The following is a 16,653-nucleotide window of genomic DNA, read 5'->3' as shown; positions in this document are numbered from 1 at the left end:
TATTAATGAGATTTAAGTAGGCAGGATAAGATTATGACTAATAAAAATTACCATGCAGTGTATACCGTAAGTCCTGTTTCTGATTATCAGGGAAATCCTTTTATCGAGGCATTACCATCAATTTTTGAGGCAAATGATACTATCCAAGCCATTAAGGGTACTATCGAATTTAAATTGTCGGATCGACAACTTCCCAGTAATACTCGCGCTCATATTATATCGCAGTTATTAAATAATTTTTTCCACCCTATTAAACGGCATTTAACATTAGAACAAAAAATTTCTATTATGCTAAGAAAAGGGTATGTAGGGCGAAATATTGCTACGGGAGATTTAAATCGACATTTACAGAATAGTTTTGAACATATTAAAAGCAATGATGTTAATGCTTCTCGCCATACCGATTTAATATCAACAGCACAAAGTCTAGTGTTTATTGGGTTCTCTGGGAGTGGCAAAACAACTACGTTAAATCGTACTCTTAAGAATTACCCACAAAAAATTTACCATCCTGAATATAATTTCACTCAACTAGTCTATCTAAAAATAGACTGTCCATATAATGGCTCACTTAAATCTCTATATTTAAATTTCTTTAGTGCCGTTGACCGCGCTCTAGGAACTAACTACGAACAGCAATATACTGAAAAAAGACATAATGAACAAAAGCTATTGCAACTTATGGGACACATTGCCCATCTTCATGCAATCGGCCTTTTGGTGATTGATGAAATTCAGCACCTCATGGCAAACCGATCTAAAAATTCTGATGAAATGTTAAATTTCTTTGTGACCTTAGTAAATGTTTATAGCTTGCCAATCATTATGGTAGGAACACCCAAAGCAAGTAACATATTTGAGCGTGATTTACGTTCATCACGTAGAGCGGTAGGTTTTGGTTCAATTCACTGGGAACCCATAAAAAATGAACCCGCAATCAAAACCCCAGATGGAAAAGTGCGAAAATCCGAGTGGATGACATTTACAGATGCTCTTTGGAAATATCAGTGGTTAAGAAAAACTGATCCCCTACTATCCGATGAGTTACGACAATGCTGGTTTGATCTAACTCAAGGTATTTTAGATATTACTGTTAAGCTTTTTGTCCTTGCACAAATACGCGCAATTGAGTCTGGTTTGGAACGAATCACTGTTAAATTGCTCAAAACCACCTATCAGGAAGATTTTAAACCAATTCATCAAATTATAGATGCCCTACGTTCAGGTGATGCTCGACGCATTGCACAATATCCTGATTTGATTACACCTGAAATTGACAGACAACTGTTAAAACTTTTTTCAAAAATCGAAGAAAGCGCAATTGAGCAAGAAGATGAGCTTGCTGAATATCAAGGACATGCCGAATCCATCCGTTTACATACTCTGTTGCTTGAGCTAGGTTATGACACCAATCTTTTGATACCGCTAGTTAAAAAAGTATTTATTAAGCATCCTGATAAACACTTGACCGAGCTACTCCCCATTATTATGGACTGGTTAAAGCAGGATGTAGATCCAACAAAGAGTCCCTCATTATCCAAACCTAAAACATCCAAACCTAAACTGCTTAAATATGATCAATGGCATACATTGGATTCAGTTGACTTACGTTTTCAATTTTCACAAAAAGAGAGTGATCAAAGCTTTTATGATCATTTAAAAGCCCAAACAGATTTGATCTTTGATATATCTCATTGGATAAAACAAGTGAGTTAGGTATGCTAAATTTTCCTATGCCTTATGAACATGAGTTGATTTATAGTACAGTGGCTCGTGCTGGAATTCGTTTAGCATTTGAAAGCCCAAAGCAATTACTTGATGCAGTGTTTCAAAATAGAAAGGTTATTGCTACGGTTGATTTACCCTGTCATCTTAATTCTATTGTTAATCAGTATACTGAGGAACAATTGAGTCTACAAAATATAGTATATAGACATACATTATTTCCTATATATGCACCTTTTGTACCTGAAACAAGGCGACAACAATGTTTCAAATGGATGGCTAATATTTCACAAGGCTCGGTACACCTTTCTTTGGGAATTAATGCTTCACGAGTCCCTGTTATTCATAAACTACGTTACTGCCCACAATGTTTGAAAGAGCAAGCGCTTCAAAAAGGCGAATTCTACTGGCTACGTTTATGGCAAATACAGGGAGCTTGCTGTCCGCAACATGGCAGGCTCGTAGAATCAACAATAGATTTAAGATCATTACATCGTCATGATTTCATAGTACCTTCAGATGTTTTTTGTACTGAATGGAATCAGGTGCCAGCAACAAGTGATGAACTTTTCATTAGCTCAAAATTAATAGAATTGTTATCTACACCACCTTTTGTATCACCGAGTTACGAACAGTGGACGATGTTTTATAATGAATTAGCCAGAAGAAATAACTGTATTCGTGGGCAAAACCAAATTGCTTTCGATCAAATTTTAGAAAAAATATCGTTACGGTGGCCACAAAAATTTCTTAGACAATATCATTTGGATGACTTAGCTTCTGAAACCAGTTGGCTACGACATATTTTTAGAAAGCATCGTAAAAGCTTTAGTTATCTGGAACATATTATTGTAATTGAAGCTTTTCTAAATGCCGACTGGTCTTTTGCAGATATATTTACTCAAGTTGAGTCTTTCCAGAAAGTACAAACTCAACAGAATAATCAAAAAAGACAACAGGATACTAATTTTGAAATAACTAGAGCTGAGAATCGTGAGAAATGGTTAGATCTAGTACAAAACCATGGTGTTAAACCAGCTCGTCACCTGCAGGCAGCTCTTTATGCATGGTTATATCGAAATGATAAAGACTGGCTATTACAGACAAACCAAAATTTTCATCAGAAGTTTATTCCACAAGGGACTAAAATTGATTGGCACAAACGCGATCTTTTGTATATAAAGCAACTTATCCAGCTTAAGAATACTTTAATCTGGGATTTAGATAGTCCAAGACGTTCTGTGAAATGGTGGTTAAAACAGACATCTACTTCAAATACATTAGAGAAAAATTTACATAGACTACCTCTAATTAGACACTTTCTAGAGCGATATTGTGAAGATATTAGCTGTTATCAAATCAGGCGCCTAACAAAAGTTTTTATAGATAGTAATATCAACAAACAACCACTCCCTCAGTGGCGCATTCTACGAAAAGCTGGATTAAGTGAGGAGCGTATGACCTCTGAAACGAAAAATTTTTTAGAATACATCGTTCATGAATTCCCTAATTTTATTCAAAATTAATTGAATTGAATCCGTACCTTTATGAAATAATTTTTTAAAATTGTAATAAAATAAGTCTCAATATGTATGATAAATTTTAGTCAACCAATCAACGATTAAAATGGTAAAGTACTGATGATAAAAATTAAAAAATTTCCTGAAAATGCGAGAATTACTTTTTTAGGTTCTATTTTTAAAGACATAAAGAATAGGGAATGGAATATCACTGTTGGATTAGAAAATGATAAATATTCAACAAAAGATCAGAAATATATATTGAACCATGCTCGTTTTTCTAATATGCCATTACTGGCACGAAATCGCCGATTCAATCAGAATAAAAAATTTACTCCTTTTAATGAATCTACTATCACTATTAAAATAGAGGATTTGCAAAAATGGGATGTTATAATTAATCAATCAAATCAGTACCAGTTTAGTCATATTGTTAGCGATATTCATGCAAAACTAACTGATATCGAAATCGTTTTACCCCAAATCGAACTCGCTAGAGTATTATTCTTGCATAATGCCTATCTATCTCGTGCTGCATTGGATCAAGGATGTCTTTCTCGGGAATTTGATATCATAAAGGAAGACCATCAAACTCTTATCAATATTCCTGAATTCTGTAACTTCCCAATATCCCAATTTAATAATATCGGGATGCGTCGCTTGCTTGCATGGATATTACTTGATACACAGATACGAACATCCTTTGAAAGCATCTCCAAGAATTTTTTAAGTGAGAAATTGCAGACAAAATTCCGAGAATTCTGGAACTTCAATTTTGTCCCACCGTCATTAAAAGGTGCTGAAATCACATTAAAAGTATATTTTAGTGCGCAGAAAAATAAATATTATGTAAATGAAATTCTAGCAATATCAAACTTACCTACTGAAATTAATCATACAGTCATTTTTTGTAGTCCAAAATTTACTGTTAAAAATACTCAAGTAAGTTCTGAAGGTTCTTCCGGAGGCAGTAAACCTCCAAGAAATGAAGATCCTATAATTGATAATGAGAAAGAAGCTAATAGTGATAAGCCAACAGTAATCATTGATTCACCCAAAATTATAATGGCACTCTCATCACCTTTTGAAACAAAAAAAGCAGTAATTAAACGTTCTGGTAAAAAGGGTAGACTTAATAGCGATGATATAACTACTTTATCTGAACCTGATGTAAGTACAGGTGAATCTAGTATTTTTGGGGAAATTGGTCGAGGGGAGTTTGAAAATTGTCAGGATGAAAGTGATGACCTTGAGCTGTTCATGAAACGATTTGAAGCGTTTAAAATCATGATTGAGCAATTCACATCACAGCATAATATTCTGCCAAGAATTACCATTTCTAAACTTCCCGCTGTTAATCGATCTAGATTACATCTCACTGATGATGGCAACTTTCGATGTATCGTTGAAGTAAAACTAGAATTTCAAGATCAACCATTTATCATTTTAGAAATTGATACTAGTGACAATCACAAATCGCTTTCTACATTAATTGTTAAAGTTGAAAATTTGGAAGCATGGGAGCAACATTTTCAAAGTTTTAAAGAAGACATTATTAAACGCTCTTTGCGTTGGCCTACTGCAGAATCATTAAAAGGTATGGGCATTCCCAAAGGCCTTAATCATCCAAAAAATAAATTTGAGATGACTAGATCTGATCAAGAGTTTAAAGATTGGATAAAACGATTTACAGAAGTTTTAAAATCTAATTAATAGATTTTTTCATAGTATAAGCAGTTGATAAAATTATCTTTTATTTTTTGAGTATTTCTTAGTTTTATAGGAATGAGTCTTTTAACTATCTGCAATCTTAGAGGCGTAATTGCTTTAGTCTTTGAATTGTAGTTACTTATATTTAGGATGACACTTTATTACTAATTTTTTTATAGAGTTGAGGATATATCATGATCTACGATGATACTTTATTTTTTTAAAAATAAATTCCAAACAATGAAATCAATTAGTTATCATAAATTTAGGGTGAAACTTTATTACTAACCTACAATTGAGACATTTTTTTGAGCATTGGACAGTATCGTATCTTGGAATAATGGCTATTCAGCGATTAGCGGCTACAAAGCCTTAGTTGACAGACAGGAAAATAAGCAAGCGTATTCATTTCTTTTAATAAATATCTCATCTAGAAGTCTTTTAAAAATGAAAGTTTAGATGATGTCTGAATTTCTGTTGAAGTTAAAAAAATCAAATATGTCGTTACATATTACAAAGTTAAAATGAACACTTTTCACCCAATTTTATTTATAATCTTTTAGTATTAACATCAACATAATTAATGTTTTAATCATTCACTTATCATATAATTTGATCTAAAATCGTATTATTTTTATACCATACCAAAACTACAATTTATTTTGAGGCAAAATATGTCAAATCATTCACTTAAACTCACGGCTCTTGCAGCCGCAACTTCTTTATTACTCACGGCATGTGGTGGTGGCAGTAGTGATGGTGATCAATCTGCTCCATTTGTACCAAAGACTGTACAAGGTGTAGCGGTTGACTTCTATGTTGGTGGCGCCACTGTATCTTTCGATGATTGTAACGGATTAACCACCATCACTGATGATGAAGGTAAATTTAATTTTACAACTACCCCTACATGTAATGAGTCTGCGATTACAGTTATGGGTGGAACAGATCTTGTGACTGGATTGCCATTTACTGGAACACTTAAGCTTAAAAAAACAAATTTACAAAATCTTGCTGCTTCTGCCATTCTTGTTGCCAGCCCATTAACAACACTTCAATATTATGTAACCTCTCCCCAAGAGCTACAAACAATCCTGACAAATTTGGGTATTAGCAGTGCTAACGCTAACAATCTTTCTACTTTTGACCCTACCCAGTCAGCATCTGCCAAAGAAATGGCAGCCGTATTTGTCCTGCAACAGTTAATCACTCAAATTGAGGATAACTTGCAAGCTCTTCCAAATAGTGAGGGCAATGCAGCACTTACTCTAGAAGAGGCAACTGCCTTAGCTGTAAATGCGGTTGTTGAAACCCTGAATACTCCAAATCAACCTCTCTTTGATCCATCAACTGGTGCTATACAACCTACTCTGGTAACAGCAATTTTGAATACTGCTGTTGAAAATGCCAATCAAACACTTGAAGCAAATGGAGAAAATGTTTCTGTTCCTCAAGAATTAACTACCCAAATTCAGGCTAATATTGTAACTGTTGCTGATGTATTAAGTGACTTAGTGCAAACAGGCGGAACTGCAGCAAACTTAGTCACAGCTATTGAAAATAACAACACTGCACTTGAACAAATCCAAGATGCTGTAAAAACGCCTGTTATTAACAACTTCACCCTTGCTTCTTATTCTTTACAACAAATCAAAGCTTCTACTACAGCATCTCCATTAATCGTAAATCGTGCCGATATCAATAATACAGCCCGTATTACTTTTACGATGGCGAATATTAGCGCAAGTGTTAATGAGAGTACTGAAGTTGGCTTTAAAGTGGTTGCGACGCGTGGTGCAGTGACAGAAACTTTAGACTTGTATTTAGACAAGTTAAATATTGTATTTAATGCGGATGGCACCATCCAATCGGCGACTATTCCAGCAGGTGCAACCTTCAAAATTGCGTCTTCCTTAGGAAATATTACCAATGGAACATTTGAAGCGGATTCAAGTATTTCAATAGGTTCAAATGGTTCAATTTCTTTATATGACCTGGTACAGAACAATAGCGCTCTAGCTGGTTACTATAGTCAGTATTTCAATTTGCTAGCTGTAGGTGACAATATTGCGATAACAGCTGTTGTATCACCACGTATGTATGTGATTGCACCAGACTTAGGGTTAAGCAGCGGCTCTGTTACGATTAGTGATACTACATTAAATGGTAGTGCGTTAACCGGTCACTTTAAACTGAACTAATCTGAATTGATTAAAGCCAGTGTTTTCGCTGGCTTTAATTATTTAACTTTATTAAAGTGATTGAATTGATGAAATATGTTTTTACAACTCTAGGACTGGGACTATTTGCTTCCTTTTCCGCTTGGGCTGCACCGAATGATCTGTATTTACAAGCCAATACGTTTACAAAAAATGATACTGCTCTAAGCCTCGGTGTAGATGCGGTCAATGACACCATTGATTTCTTAGAGATCAGAGAAAGCGAAGGCGTTTCAGGGTCTGCAGGTGATTACACCGGTGCACATGTTCATCTTACCCATAAACTTTCTCCTGCTTGGGAACTTGAAGGAAATTATTGGCATCGAGAAATTGATTACGCGAAAGATACCAATACTATTTCCAGCCCTCTCATTGCAGTGCGTTATACACCTGACTTTAATCTCGAAAAAAATGATGCTTTAACATTCCGGCTCAGCGCTTGGGGCAATTTTTCTGATGAAATCAAAAAATCCACCCCGACTCAGCTTCAAAATCGTACCTTAGAAAAAATTGTTGTTCAAGATGCTAAAGATTGGCAACTACAACTGGACAGTATCTTCACCCGAAAAATCGATCATATGAATATGGTCAATTTTTTTACCACGGTTGGTTATAGCAAAGTCGAAGTAGATCAATTAAACCTTCAAGGAAAGGTTAATGGTTGTTTAATGGATCTGCAGATTCAGTCCAATAATAAGTACACTGGTCAATTAAGCCAACCCTGTCAGCTTGGTAATTTACTTATTAAAGAGCTAAATGCTTCCGGTGATGCCAATGAGTTTGGTATTGATATTCAGAAAGACCTGAATTATGACGCTTTTTATGCGGGATTTGGGGGTTCATGGAATTGGCGCTATCGCCAGTTTGAAAGCCAACTGGCTTATCAATATCAACGTTTATGGCGTAAAGATATTGATGACCGTATCAGCAATTTCGGTGCTTCACCGATTAAAGATAACCATAGCTTAGGTCTTAAATTAAATTATGATTTTACTCCTCGAGTGAGAGGTTTTATAAAAGGTGAAATATATCAACATAACTTAGTTGGTTATGTTCCTTTTTTATACAATGGCGTAACAGCTTCTCGTTTGGATAAAAAATACGGTTTAGCTTCTTTAGGAGTCACCTTTCACGGTTTCTAAACTCACTCTCTGAAGCTGAAGCAATATGCTTACTACTAAGCTCAAGTGATTCATAACCCCCTGTAATTTTTTATTGGGGGTTATTGTTTTATAACACTCCAAGTTTATCTCTATAATGTTTAAATACCTTATAAGTTCAGCATTATTTTCAGGAATATCGAGAGATCACATGACAAAACTCACCTGTTTTAAAGCCTATGACATTCGTGGCAAACTTGGTACAGAACTGAATGAAGACATTGCCTATAAAATTGGGCGTGCTTATGGTCAAATTTATCAACCAAAATCAGTCGTCATTGGCTGTGATATCCGCTTAAGCAGTGAAGCATTAAAACAAGCGACGATCAAAGGATTAAATGATGCGGGTGTCAATGTACTGGATTTAGGCATGACCGGAACGGAAGAGGTCTATTTCGGTGCATTCCATCTCGATGTTCAAGGTGGAATTGAAATTACCGCCAGCCATAATCCGATGGATTATAATGGCATGAAACTGGTGCGTGAAAATGCACGCCCTATTAGTACTGACACAGGACTTAAAGAAATTCAAGCTTTGGCAGAAGCAGAAAACTTTATTGAAGCTTCAAAAAAAGGCAGTACGGAAAAATACAATATATTGCCTGAATTTATTGAACACCTCATGACTTACATTGATGTTTCAAAAATTCGTCCAATGAAATTGGTGATGAATGCCGGTAATGGTGCAGCAGGCCATGTTGTAGATGCTATTGAAGAAAAATTTAAGCACCTGAATGTACCGATTGAATTTATCAAAATCAACAACGAAGCTGATGGTACTTTCCCGAATGGGATTCCTAACCCGATTTTAATTGAAAATCGTGATAGTACCCGGAATGCTGTGATTCAGCATCAGGCCGATATGGGGATTGCCTGGGATGGTGACTTTGACCGTTGTTTCCTCTTCGATCAGGAAGGTCAATTCATTGAAGGTTATTACATTGTGGGTCTGCTTGCTCAAGCGTTCTTGCTAAAACAATCGGGTGAGAAAATTGTTCATGATCCCCGTCTAATCTGGAATACATTAGCTGTTGTTGATGAGCATCAAGGTATTGCTGTGCAATCCAAATCCGGACATGCTTTTATTAAAGATGTGATGCGTGAACACAATGCAGTGTATGGCGGTGAAATGAGTGCGCATCATTATTTCCGTGATTTCGCGTATTGCGATAGCGGCATGATCCCTTGGTTATTGGCGGTTGTGGTGTTGTCTGAAACCAAACGATCATTATCAAACCTAGTCGAAGAGATGATTACGAAATTCCCTTGTTCAGGTGAAATCAACTTTAAAGTTGCTGATACTCAAACGACGATTCAAAAGATTTTTGATCATTATGCTGATCAAAAACCTGTGACTGATTATACAGATGGTGTGAGTTTAGATTTTGGCGTATGGCGTTTTAATGTAAGAGCTTCCAATACTGAGCCTTTGTTGCGTCTCAATATTGAAAGTCGCCGTGACAAAAATCCAAAACCAATGCAAGACTATATTGATGAGTTAACACAACTGATTCAGGCTTAAGCTTCGGTATTATAAATAGCAATAAAAATGGGGGCAGTTCATTCAGTTGCTCCCATTTTTTATCTTTTAGACCAATTAATTTTTATAACCAGTGGGATTTTGCTTTTGCCAATTCCAGCTATCCGCCAGCATATCTTCTAAAGCATATTGGGGTGTCCAACCGAGTTCAGCCACTGCACGACTATTATCTGCAAAAGAGGTGGCTACATCCCCTTCACGCCGTGGAGCAAATTCAAATGCAACCGGCACACCATTTACTTTTTCAAAAGTATTTTTAACTTGAAGCACCGATGAACCATTGCCTGTACCAATATTCCAGGCACGACAACCTTGAGCATTTAAACGATTATTCAAGGCACATAAATGCGCATTGGCCAAATCGACTACATGGATATAATCACGTACTCCGGTACCATCAACGGTATTGTAATCATTACCATAAATGGCTAGTTTCTCACGACGACCTACTGCCACCTGAGTGACAAAAGGCATCAAGTTATTTGGAATGCCTTGTGGATCTTCACCAATCTGTCCACTTTTATGCGCACCGACCGGGTTAAAATAACGAAGTAGTGCAATCGACCAACGTTCATCGGCAGCGGAAAGTTTTTGTAACAGTTGCTCAACAATCAGTTTGGTGTAACCATAATTATTACTCGGCATCCCTGTCGGCATATTCTCGTTAAGTGGAGATATATTCGCTTCGTCATAAACAGTTGCAGAGGAACTAAAAACCAAATTAAAGACATCTGCACGTTGCATTGCTTGAACCAGGCTAATTGAACCTGCAATATTATTGTCAAAATAGGTTAATGGAATTTGCTGACTTTCACCCACAGCCTTTAAACCGGCAAAATGAATCACCGCATCAATAGCATGTTGCTGAAATACTTGATCCAGCATCTGTACATCACGAATATCACCTTTAACAAAGGTCAAAGTTTTACCGGTCAGCTGTTGCACACGGTTAAGAGACTCTTCTGAACTATTGCAAAGATTATCCAGAACCACCACCTCATGTCCTGAATTCAACAGTTCAATACAGGTATGCGAACCAATATAACCTGCTCCGCCGGTTACCAAAATTTTAGCCATGTGTTTTTCCCAGTAATATTTGGATTAACCCTTGAGTAGATGCATCTAAACTCGAAATATCTTCCACTTCACCATTTAAAATCGGTAAAAGCTGATTGGCAATTTCTTTGCCTTTTTCTACGCCCCACTGATCGAATGGATTGATGTTCCACAGCACCGACTGTACAAACACTTTATGTTCATACATCGCGATTAGCATGCCGAGAGTATAAGGATTCAATTCTTGCAACAAGATCGTGGTGCTCGGCTGATTGCCGGTATATTGTTGATACAGCGGCAAAGATTCTAGTTCAGCTTGATCTAAAGCTTGATTACCAAATGCCAATAAGCGTGACTGCGCCAAGCAATTCGATAATGCTAAATGGTGCTGCTCAATCAAGGCCTCAGCATTTTCTGCATAGGTAAACTGATTGGAATTATAACGTTGCACCGGAGCAATAAAGTCACAACTTACCGCCTGTGTACCTTGATGTAACAACTGATAAAAGGCATGCTGGGCATTCGGCCCCACTTCACCCCAGACAATCGGGCAGGTATCTAATTGTACTTTTTTACCACTGCGCTGAATCGACTTACCATTTGATTCCATTTCCAGCTGCTGCAGGTAAGAGGCAAAATATTTCAGGCGGCCATCATAAGGCAGCACTGCATGGGTTTGAATATCAAGAAAGTTGTTGTTCCAAACGCCAAGCAAGCCCATCAGTACCGGAATATTCTGATTTAAAGGTGCTGTTTGGAAATGTTGATCAAGAGCATGCGCACCGGCAAGCAACTGCTTAAAACCCTCTACACCAATGGTTAAAGCGATTGGCAAGCCAATACAGGACCAAAGAGAGTAACGACCCCCAACCCAATCCCACAGTAAAAACTGATTTTCTTCGGCAATTCCCCATTCGGTCATTTTTTCAGGTTTGGTCGAAACACCGACAAAATGATGTTTCAGCATCTGACTATGTTGACCAAAGGCTTTTTCGAGCCATAAACGCGCAGTTTGTGCATTCGATAAGGTATCGATGGTGCCAAAGGACTTGGAAGAAATAATAAATAAAGTCGTTTCTGGACGCAGCTTGTGCAAGAGTTCGGATAACTGACTGCCATCAATCGTTGAAACAAAATGGACATCCAGTGATTTTACAGTCGCCTGCTTAAAATCAGATAAAGCCTGGGACACCATCAGGGGGCCCAAATCTGATCCACCGACCCCAATATTCACCACATCCTGAATCACTTCACCGGTTGCACCACGACATTGTCCGGCATGGATTTTTTCCACCAGGCTAAACATGCGTTGTAATTGATCATGCACCTGAGCTGAAAGTTGTGAATGTACTGGATCATTTTCAGGCAGACGCAGCGCCCAATGCATGGCTGCGCGCTGTTCAGTGTAATTAATGTGCTGCTCGGAAAAAAGTTTCTTAATCCATTGCCCTAAGTTTTGGGTTTCAGCAAACTCAATCAAATGCTCTAGTACACTTTGATCAATACGATGTTTACTAAAATCAACTACAAGCTGTTCAAATACGACTGAGAATTTTTCGAAACGCTGCTCATCTTGTGCAAACAGGTTATTTAAATGTAGTTTCTGAAATTGTTGTTTTAAATGTTCAAGCGTCGTCAAAATAGGCTGCTCTTCATTGAGAGCAAAAGACTGAATTGGCTGAGTCATTAGCGTCCTACTCCCATATAAGCAAAGCCTTGTGCCTTCACATAAGCCGGATCAAAAATATTACGCCCATCTAAAATTAATGGATGCTGCATGGTATGTAATAATTTTCTGTAGTCTGGACTCCAATATTGTTTCCAGGCCGTTAATAAACACAATGCATGTGCATTTTGCACCGCTTTATACTGATCATTACATAAGATCAGATCATCCCGCTGCCCATACAAGGCTTCTATTTCAGCCAATGCTTGTGGGTCATGCAGCTGAACCATCACGCCTTGTGCCCATAAGGCTTCCAGCATAATATGGATTGGAGATTGCTGAATCCGTGAAGTATTTTCTTTAAACGATGCGCCCCAAATAGCAACAGTTTTGCCTTTTAGATCACCTTGGAAATAATTCCATAATTTTCTGAACAACAGCTCTTTTTGTTGCTGATTAATTTCCCACACTTGCGCCAAAAGCTGACTTTTTACCCCACTCCCAGACACGGTATGAGATAAAGTCAAAATATCATGCGAGAAATTTTCGCCACCAAAACCGGAACCCGGACTTAAATATGACAGGCCAATGCGACTGTCTGCGCCCATCCCCTGACGGACATGCTCAATATCGATGCCTAATTTTTCTGCGACAATGGCTAAATCATTAATATAGCTAATACGTGTGGCCAACATGCCGGAAATACTCAGCTTGGTAAATTCAGCATCCAGAATTGGCATAAATAAATAGTTTTGCTCTAGGGGAAATAAAGGACGCATTAATTCCTTAATTTTTAAGCGGGCAGAGTCTTGGGTTAAACCGACAATCAGCTGTTTCGCTTGAGTCAAACTGACCAAAGCATTGCCTTCCTGTACTGTATCCGGCAAATAGACCCATTCATCTTGAGGCAGAATCTGCTGGAATTTCTCTGTGCTGTGTAGTCCCAAAGTAGAGGCATTGATCATTAACTTTGGATGAATAATCGCACGCTGTTGTAATTGCGCTAAAAGCTCTAATCCTGCCGGTTCTTCGGTCGGGCTAAAACTGAATAAATAAGCATCGACATCTAAGGGCAGATCAATAAATTCACAAAATTTTAAAAATCCGCTGCGTACTTGTTTTTCTAATAGATGATTAACTGATTCATCTTGAAAGTAATGGGCCTGTTGGCGCAAATCTGGACAGCTATCGCACCAATATACTTGATGTCCACATTCAGCCAATAAGGCGGCCATCACACCGGCATATAATGTTTTTCCAAATACTGAGACCTTCATAATCGCGTTCTTTTTTTAAAGTAAGAGTTCTTGGATAAGGAATTTAAAATCTGCACCGAGTTGCGGATGCTCAACCCCATAATGCAACACTGCTTTGAGATAGCCGAGCTTGCTGCCACAATCAAAAGTTTGACCTTTCATACGATAAGCTTCAACCAAGTCGGTTTTTTGCAACTCTGCTATCGCATCGGTCAACTGGATTTCATTACCCGCACCTTTCGGCGTATTTTCAAGCAGCTGCATAATTTTTGCAGGTAAAACATAGCGACCCACGACAGATAGATTGGACGGTGCCGTACCCACTGCCGGTTTTTCAACAATGCCCTGCATTACCATGCTTTCACCTTCATTCGGTGAATGTTTAACATCGACAATGCCATATTGATTAACCAAATGATCAGGCACTGCTTCCACCATAATTTGTGCAGCTTGTGACACATTGAAACGTTGAATCATCAGACTTAGATCATTGACTGGATCATGATCTTTAACCAATACATCTGGCAATAAAACAGCAAAGGGTTCATTACCAATCACGGATTTAGCACATAATACTGCATGCCCCAGGCCTAATGGCTGTGGCTGACGTACACTCACCACACTGACATGGGGAGGTAAAATTTCAGTAATTTCTTTGAGCAAATCAAATTTTTTTTTATGCTCGAGTATTGTTTCCAGCTCAAAATTACGGTCAAAATAATTTTCAATTGAAGACTTGGACGAATGGGTGACCAGAATAATTTGTTCAATGCCGGCCGCTACTGCTTCACGGACTACATATTCGATCGCAGGACGATCAACCACTGTCACCATTTCTTTGGGAATGGATTTACTGGCAGGCAAGAAACGAGTACCTAGACCTGCAACCGGGAGAATGGCTTTTTTGATCATCATCATACCTAACTTTAATTTACTTTAATTTCTTTACCGCGATGATAGCCATCAACATAATGCTCTAACTGTGTTAATGCCCAATTTATATCGGCATCAATAGCGGTAAGTGTATTAATTTTTTCAAAAATTTCAATTAACTCATCTAAAGGATAATGCTTTTCAAAAGATCTTAAAATACGAGTATGTTGCGTAATTTCAGTATCTTCGTGATCAATGAGTAATTCTTCGTATAGTTTTTCACCAGGACGCAAACCGGAATACTGAATTTCAATATCGCCATTTTGAGAACCTGTTTCACGCACTTTTAGACCACTCAAGGCAATCATCTGGCGGGCCAAGTCCTGAATACGAACCGGCTCTCCCATATCCAACAAAAATACATCACCGCCCTGCCCCAAAGCACCCGCCTGAATCACCAGCTGTGAAGCCTCTGGAATAGTCATAAAATATCGGGTTACATCCGAATGGGTCACCGTGATGGGGCCGCCTTTGGCAATTTGTTGCTTAAATAAAGGAACGACCGAACCGGATGAACCCAGAACATTACCAAAACGGACAATACTGACCTGAGTCTGATTTTGCGCCACAGCCATGGCTTGACAATACAATTCAGCCATACGTTTGGATGCGCCCATAACATTGGTGGGACGCACGGCTTTATCGGTTGAAATCAGGACAAAGGTTTCTACACCTTTTTTTACAGCCGCATTTAAGCTAAAGGCCGTACCAATCGAGTTATTTTTGAGTCCCGCAAGTGGATTACATTCAACTAAAGGGACATGTTTATAAGCCGCGGCATGATAAACAGTTTGTACTTGATATTGTTCAATGATTCTTTCTAATTTCGCCTGATCAAGCACCGTGCCCAAAATAGGAATAATTTCAATTTCAGCGTGTAAATTTAATTCTTTATCAATACTGTACAGCGCAAATTCTGTCAGTTCATAAATTACTAATTTTTTAGGCTGATTTTTAATAATTTGACGACAAAGTTCAGAACCAATTGAACCACCCGCACCTGTCACCATGACCACCTTATTCTGAATATTTTTTGCTAAAAGCTCAGGAATAGGCGGTACCGGATCGCGTCCTAATAAATCAATAATATCAATTTCTTGAATATCTGAAATACGGATTTCACCATCGACCAACTTGGTTAAGCCTGGAATTTCGGTAATTTTAAGATGCGCAGGTTCCAAAAATTTAACGATTTCATTTTTACGGATACGGCCCACTGAAGGTAAAGCAATTAAAATTTCATCAATTTTTTGTTTGCTCATGAGCTTTAAAGCCGTTTGGGAATCATAGACTTTCAACCGACCTAACTGCTGTCCGCTTAAAGAGCGTTTATCATCAATAAATAACACAGGTAAATGTTCATTGGACCGATACAGAGCCGCCGCTACTTGCTGTCCAGCATTGCCTGCCCCATAAATCGCCACCCGCTTTTTTTGAATATCAGCCTGTAAATAGGAACGGATAATAAAACGGATAATCCCGCGGCTAAACCAGACCCAAGCAAACATCATGAAGCCAAACATCAAGGGAATGGAGGTGGGGATAAATGCTGGCGTAAAATAGGCCAAGGCATACAGGCTAGCAACAGTTAATGCAGTCGCCAGCCCCATTTTAATCATAAACACTTCATTGTAGGTTCGCACAATAAAGCGATAGACTCCACATAAAAAGAGCAATATGACCGCAATCACGCTCACCCAGAGTGTACCAAAAGCTAGATTCGGCACGACTTCTGTACCCAGGTTAAATAGGCGAATAGCATAGCAGAGCCAGATCAGGACAGGAAAAGCACAAAAATCGAGAAGTATTAAAAATACGAGTTTTGCTGCTCGTGGTGATTCTACAAAGGGCGTAATGATAGATTTCAT

General features: G+C 38.0%; 11 protein-coding genes. 6 read left to right on the top strand and 5 right to left on the bottom strand.

Annotated elements, in window-relative coordinates; all coding sequences use genetic code 11:
- Positions 1–33 precede the first annotated feature (33 nt).
- From ACP69Y_RS10000 to ACP69Y_RS09975, 6 genes are all read left to right on the top strand, one after another.
- Entirely contained in the window at positions 34–1,716 is a 1,683-nt protein-coding gene (locus ACP69Y_RS10000) for an AAA family ATPase (protein WP_425918261.1), read from the top strand.
- Positions 1,717–1,718: 2 nt separating this feature from the next.
- A complete protein-coding gene (locus ACP69Y_RS09995; protein ID WP_425918324.1) occupies positions 1,719–3,251 on the top strand; it encodes a TnsD family Tn7-like transposition protein in 1,533 nt (510 codons plus the stop codon).
- A 114-nt stretch (positions 3,252–3,365) separates the two neighbouring features.
- Positions 3,366–4,958, top strand: a complete 1,593-nt coding sequence (locus ACP69Y_RS09990) for a Tn7-like element transposition protein TnsE (protein ID WP_425918260.1) — start codon at positions 3,366–3,368, stop codon at positions 4,956–4,958.
- A gap of 671 nt (positions 4,959–5,629) precedes the next feature.
- Positions 5,630–7,156 carry a hypothetical protein gene (locus ACP69Y_RS09985; RefSeq protein WP_425918259.1) on the top strand — a complete coding sequence of 509 codons (1,527 nt, stop codon included), beginning with the start codon at positions 5,630–5,632 and terminating at the stop codon, positions 7,154–7,156.
- A gap of 68 nt (positions 7,157–7,224) precedes the next feature.
- Complete coding sequence (locus ACP69Y_RS09980) at positions 7,225–8,316, top strand: hypothetical protein (protein WP_425918258.1); 1,092 nt, start codon at positions 7,225–7,227, stop codon at positions 8,314–8,316.
- 169 nt (positions 8,317–8,485) lie between these two features.
- Positions 8,486–9,856 (top strand): phosphomannomutase CpsG, encoded by a 1,371-nt coding sequence (locus tag ACP69Y_RS09975; RefSeq protein ID WP_425918257.1) that lies wholly within the window; start codon positions 8,486–8,488, stop codon positions 9,854–9,856.
- 75 nt (positions 9,857–9,931) lie between these two features.
- Here ACP69Y_RS09975 and galE read toward each other — a convergent pair whose 3' ends face one another.
- Genes galE through ACP69Y_RS09950 form a run of 5 tightly spaced genes read right to left on the bottom strand, consistent with a single transcriptional unit; the run spans position 9,932 to position 16,653 of the window.
- Positions 9,932–10,951 carry a UDP-glucose 4-epimerase GalE gene (galE, locus tag ACP69Y_RS09970; protein ID WP_425918256.1) on the bottom strand — a complete coding sequence of 340 codons (1,020 nt, stop codon included), beginning with the start codon at positions 10,949–10,951 and terminating at the stop codon, positions 9,932–9,934.
- Positions 10,944–12,617, bottom strand: coding sequence for a glucose-6-phosphate isomerase (pgi, locus tag ACP69Y_RS09965; RefSeq protein ID WP_425918255.1), 1,674 nt, complete (start codon positions 12,615–12,617; stop codon positions 10,944–10,946). Before pgi ends, galE begins: the two co-directional genes overlap by 8 nt.
- On the bottom strand, positions 12,617–13,873 hold the full coding sequence (locus tag ACP69Y_RS09960; protein ID WP_425918254.1) for a nucleotide sugar dehydrogenase: 1,257 nt from the start codon (positions 13,871–13,873) through the stop codon (positions 12,617–12,619). The genes pgi and ACP69Y_RS09960 overlap by 1 nt, the downstream gene beginning before the upstream one ends.
- 15 nt (positions 13,874–13,888) lie before the next feature.
- Entirely contained in the window at positions 13,889–14,764 is an 876-nt protein-coding gene (galU, locus tag ACP69Y_RS09955) for a UTP--glucose-1-phosphate uridylyltransferase GalU (protein WP_425918323.1), read from the bottom strand.
- 14 nt (positions 14,765–14,778) lie between these two features.
- Positions 14,779–16,653 (bottom strand): polysaccharide biosynthesis protein, encoded by a 1,875-nt coding sequence (locus ACP69Y_RS09950; protein ID WP_425918253.1) that lies wholly within the window; start codon positions 16,651–16,653, stop codon positions 14,779–14,781.

Source organism: Acinetobacter sp. TSRC1-2, from assembly GCF_049895885.1.
Taxonomy (GTDB): Bacteria; Pseudomonadota; Gammaproteobacteria; order Pseudomonadales; family Moraxellaceae; genus Acinetobacter.
This window is presented reverse-complemented; position numbering and strand designations above follow the sequence as displayed.